Genomic DNA, 4744 nt, shown 5'->3' with positions numbered 1-4744 from the left:
TAAAGTTTATCTTCTCGGTGCGGGAATCGGTCAGAGCAGTTTTCTCACCCTGCAAGCGCGAGCAATTTTAGCCACGGCCGAGGTTTTGCTGTACGATGCCCTAGTGGATAGTCAAATCTTCTCCCTAGTGCCAAAAACCTGTGTTTTAGTCGATGTAGGCAAACGGGGGGGACAACCCGGGGCCGAGCAGAATCAGATTAATCGGATACTGGTTAATTATTGTCAAGAGGGAAAACGAGTTATTCGGCTCAAAAGTGGTGATCCGGGTGTTTTTGGGCGAGTATATCCTGAAATGTTGGCCCTAAAGCAGGCTGGCTGTGATTTTGAACTGATAACCGGTATTTCCTCCGCTTTAGCCGCTCCTTTATTGGCCGGAATTCCCCTGACCGAAAAGGATATTAGTCGCTGTTTTGCGGTCTTGAGCGCTCACGATCCCGAGTCTCTCGATTGGTCAGCTTTAGCTAAAATTGATACACTTGTGCTATTGATGGCCGGTCAGTCCTTAGGGCAAATTATCGAGAAATTATGCCAAAATGGGCGGAATATTGACGACTCGATCGCTATTATCCGTCAGGCGGGACGCAAGGATCAACAAATTTGGCGCGGCACTTTAGAAAATATTCTCGCCCAAACCGCCGGGGTGTCCCTCTCACCCTCTATTATGGTCATTGGTCAAGTTGTGGATCTGGCGATTATGTCCTCTCCCCCACCCCTAGGAGGTAAAACTATTGTTATTACCCGTGCCGCCGAGCAAACGAGTCAATTTAGCGAAATTTTGCAAAATCAAGGCGCAGAAGTCCTAGAAATGCCCGCTTTAGAGATTCGTCCCCCCGACCGTTGGCAAGGTTTAGACGATGCCATCGCTCAGTTACAAGAGTTTGATTGGCTGATTTTAACTTCTGCCAATGCTGTTAATTTTTTCTTTGATCGCTTGACATTTTGGGGAAAAGATGCTAGGGCTTTAGCAACCATAAAAATCGCCGTGGTGGGCAAAAAAACCAGCCAAGTTTTGCACTCACGGGGATTAAAAGCGGATTTTATCCCGGGGGATTTTGTCGCCGATGCCTTGGTAAACGAGTTTCCCGACCCGATTAGGGGGCAAAAATTCCTCTTTCCTCGCGTGGAAACGGGAGGCAGAGACATATTAGTTAAGGAATTAACGGCCAAAGCTGGTCAGGTGACGGAAGTGGCCGCATATTATTCCGGATGTCCGGCACGCATGGATAGGGGCATCTGGGAAGCGTTTCGAGATGGGAAAGTCGATATAGTCACCTTTGCCAGTTCCAAAACCGTCCAGAATTTTTATCGGTTATTGCTGCAAGAAACGGCAGAATTATCGGTTAATTCCCTATTAGAAAAAGTTTGTCTGGCTTCTATCGGTCCGCAAACTTCAAAAACCTGTCAAGAGTTATTTGGTCGTGTTGATATCGAGGCGCAAGAATACACCCTAGAAGGGTTGACTAGCGCTTTAATCGAGTGGAGTAAGACCTGAGATCCTCGCCGCCGTAAAACAGACGGCGATTCCCAAACCTGACGATAAACAAAGCCATAAAAATCTAGGAATCTCCCCATGAGTAACCCTATTATCATTGAAACTGACTTAAAAGATATTCTCGCTAAACTTGACAATCGGTTAGAGCGAATCGAAACAAAACTAGAAGTATTGCCGAAAATAGAGGCCGAAGTTTCCCAACTCAAAGAGGATGTCAGAAACCTGAAGGGAATCGAAACAAAACTAGAAGTATTGCCGAAAATAGAGACCGAAGTTTCCCAAATCAAAGAAGATGTCAAAGACTTGAAAGAAAGGGCAACGGCTCAAATATGGGCTTTGATAGTCACTGTTATCGGTGCAACTGTTGCAGCAATGATCAAATTCGGTTTTCTGACTAAAACTTAAATCATCATCAAAAACTAAGTTGGAACTAGACAAGTTCCAACCAGTAACAAAAAATTGACCTTGAATATTAACGACGGATTGGTGCCATCGCACCGTCGGCGGCGGCGCGAAAAGGTTCCACTGCCTCGCTATAATCGATCGGTAAAATAGCCACAACATTATCGTGAGGACGGGGAATAATTACCCAGGTTTCTAAAGCTGCCCCCTCGGTTTTATTGACCGCTTCAATGCCAGCAGCCATAGCGGTTTTTACCTCCTGTACATCCCCACGAATATTGAGGGTAAAACGGGCGCTTCCTGCCCTTAAATAACCAACAATCGTGATCCGTCCTGCTTTTACCATCGCATCGGCGGCCGCTAGAATACCGGGGAAACCTTTGGTCTCGATCGATCCCACCGCGGGTTGGGCTGTCATAAATTAACTCCTAATAACAAAAATCAGATAAGTTTAATTGATAGAATCCAATCTATTTTCCAGTCTTTAACTATAGTCTAGTTTGGGGTAAATCGCTAGGGAAATTAACTGCGAAAACGGTCTGACTTAGGCGTATGCTGCACTGGTAAAACTGCCAGTACATTTTCTGGAGGATTCGGTACGATGTAATGACTGACCACATTACCACCAAAAGCGGTCATCGCCGCCGCTAATCCTGCCTCTACTGCTGGTTTAACCTCGGAAATCGGACCGCGAATCGCCACCAAAAATTCGCCCCTTTCCGCTAGATCAAAATAAACTAGGGTGACTCGTCCCCCTTTAACCATGGCATCCGCCGCCGCTAAAACGGGGGGAAAACCCAACGTTTGAATGACTCCGACCGCCTCGGGCATTTTTCCTGATCTCCTGCGAAAGCAACTTTACATTATACCCCGAACCTGTATTTATATTTTCTTCTGGAAATCCGCGACCGATCGAGCCTGTTTTTTCTCCAAATACTGTTGATGGGACTGATCGGCCAGATAATAATCTCCTGCGGGTTCGATCAAAGTAACGATATCCTGCTGAAACTTTCCCGATAGTTGTAGTTGACGCTTGCCAGCAGTGGCGATTAACTTTTGTTCTGGGGTGTGATAAAAAATAATCGATCGATATTGTTCTCCCCGGTCCGGTCCTTGGCGATTTAACTGAGTCGGATCATGAATTGACCAAAAAACGGCTAATAACGCCTCGTAGCTTATCTCTTGGGGATTATAGGCAATTTGTGCCACTTCCGCATGACCGGTAATTCGCGATAACACATCGAGATAACTAGGATTGGGGAAATTTCCCCCCATATAACCCACAGAAGTCGCTAAAACACCAGGTAAACGCCGAAATGCGTCCTCGGTTTTCCAAAAACAGCCGGCCCCAAAGGTAGCTTTTTCGCCGCTATTCATTTCCCCTCACATCCTTGGCAAATTCCACCACTGCTTTTGTAATTGCTTCGCTTAAATTAGCATAAACTTTGGCAAAAGGGGGAGCTTTTTCGGTTAATCCTAGGATATCCGCCGTTACTAACACCTGACCATCACAATCTTCCCCCGCACCGATACCAATCGTCGGGATAGTCAATTTATCGGTAATAGTAGCGGCTAAATTGGCGGGAATATGTTCCAAAACCAGGGCAAATACTCCCGCTTTCTCCAAGGCTAAAGCTTCCTCGATTAATCTTTGTGCATCCGATGGAGTTTTTCCCTGCTGACGGTATCCTAACCGATGCACCGACTGGGGAGTTAATCCGATATGACCCATAACAGGGATGCCTATCTCGGTTAAACGGCTAATAGTCTCGATCATAGCGGGATAACCTCCCTCTAATTTTACCCCTTGCACTCCCGCTTCCTTTAACATCCTTCCGGCGGAGTGAATTGCCTGACTGACACTTTCCTGATAGCTGAGAAAAGGCAAATCACAGACAACTAAAGCTTGTTTTACCCCACGAGACACGGCCGCCGCGTGGTGAATCATCGCCTCTAGGGTGATCGGTAAAGTGGTAGGATAGCCCAAAGCGGTCATAGCTAAGGAATCACCTACCAAGATAATATCAATTCCTGCCCGATCGAGCAGTCGCGCGATCGGATAATCCCAAGCTGTGAGGGTGACAATCGCGCGTTTTTGCTGTTTCCACTCGATTAATTTGCTGGTGGTGACTGCCATTATTTATTCACTGCGGACAGCTTCGAGGATACGGGAAAAATAGAAACGAGTGCTAGTCATACTCGTCCGTTCAATTTTAAAGCCATTTTCGTTGAGAGCGGCGACAATAGTTTTTTCCTTGTGTTGATAGGCGCGAGTGGTTTTACTCGGACCGGGGAAAAATTGACCAATTTTCTTGAGAATGGTTAATAAACAGGTTTTAGGGGCAAAACTGAGGATTAAACGGGATTGAGCTAGGGCTCCCAAGTGTTTAATCATGCCTAAGGCTTCTTCTGTGGGATAGTGAATGAGAACATCAAGACAGATGACTGTGTGATATTGGCCGGTTAATGCTTCTAAATCTTGAACGGCAAAGGTGAGTTTGCTGGTATCTGCTAACTCTTTGGCTGCTCTTTCCTTGGCTTCTGTCACCATTTTCTCAGAAATATCACTGGCGAAAATAGTTGCGCCCGCTTGAGCGAGGGGAATACTAAGACTACCGACTCCACAACCGGCATCACAGATCGAGAGATTGGGCAAATTGTCATCACTTTCTAACCAACCGATAACGGTATCGAGCGTCTGTTGATGACCGATGCGAATATCTTTTTGTACTTTGTTAACTTCGCCATCCCCATAAATCCGGCGCCAGCGATCGAATCCTGTGGCGTTAAAATAGTCCTTGACTATGGCTTTATCGTCTAATGTGTTGGTCATAACGAAATCTAAACGAG

At 46.1% G+C, this 4744-nt stretch carries 7 protein-coding genes; 2 read left to right on the top strand and 5 right to left on the bottom strand.

Annotated features, from left to right (window positions below):
- On the top strand, positions 1-1492 hold a 1492-nt coding region (gene cobA, locus PX481_RS04505), incomplete at its 5' end, for a uroporphyrinogen-III C-methyltransferase (protein ID WP_288093791.1).
- 78 nt (positions 1493-1570) lie between these two features.
- Positions 1571-1897, top strand: coding sequence for a coiled-coil domain-containing protein (locus tag PX481_RS04500; protein ID WP_288093790.1), 327 nt, complete (start codon positions 1571-1573; stop codon positions 1895-1897).
- Between the two features lie 67 nt (positions 1898-1964).
- Here PX481_RS04500 and PX481_RS04495 read toward each other — a convergent pair whose 3' ends face one another.
- The 5 genes from PX481_RS04495 to bchM form a co-directional block, all read right to left on the bottom strand.
- A complete protein-coding gene (locus PX481_RS04495; protein WP_002733188.1) occupies positions 1965-2312 on the bottom strand; it encodes a carbon dioxide-concentrating mechanism protein CcmK in 348 nt (115 codons plus the stop codon).
- Positions 2313-2416: 104 nt separating this feature from the next.
- Positions 2417-2725 (bottom strand): carbon dioxide-concentrating mechanism protein CcmK, encoded by a 309-nt coding sequence (locus PX481_RS04490; protein WP_002732196.1) that lies wholly within the window; start codon positions 2723-2725, stop codon positions 2417-2419.
- Positions 2726-2776: 51 nt separating this feature from the next.
- Positions 2777-3271, bottom strand: a complete 495-nt coding sequence (msrA, locus tag PX481_RS04485; RefSeq protein ID WP_002758175.1) for a peptide-methionine (S)-S-oxide reductase MsrA — start codon at positions 3269-3271, stop codon at positions 2777-2779.
- Positions 3264-4031, bottom strand: coding sequence for a 3-methyl-2-oxobutanoate hydroxymethyltransferase (panB, locus tag PX481_RS04480; RefSeq protein WP_002758173.1), 768 nt, complete (start codon positions 4029-4031; stop codon positions 3264-3266). The genes msrA and panB overlap by 8 nt, the downstream gene beginning before the upstream one ends.
- Before the next feature lie 3 nt (positions 4032-4034).
- Positions 4035-4727 carry a magnesium protoporphyrin IX methyltransferase gene (gene bchM / locus PX481_RS04475; RefSeq protein ID WP_061430942.1) on the bottom strand — a complete coding sequence of 231 codons (693 nt, stop codon included), beginning with the start codon at positions 4725-4727 and terminating at the stop codon, positions 4035-4037.
- Positions 4728-4744 lie beyond the last annotated feature (17 nt).

Source organism: Microcystis sp. M53603_WE2, from assembly GCF_030065435.1.
This window is presented reverse-complemented; position numbering and strand designations above follow the sequence as displayed.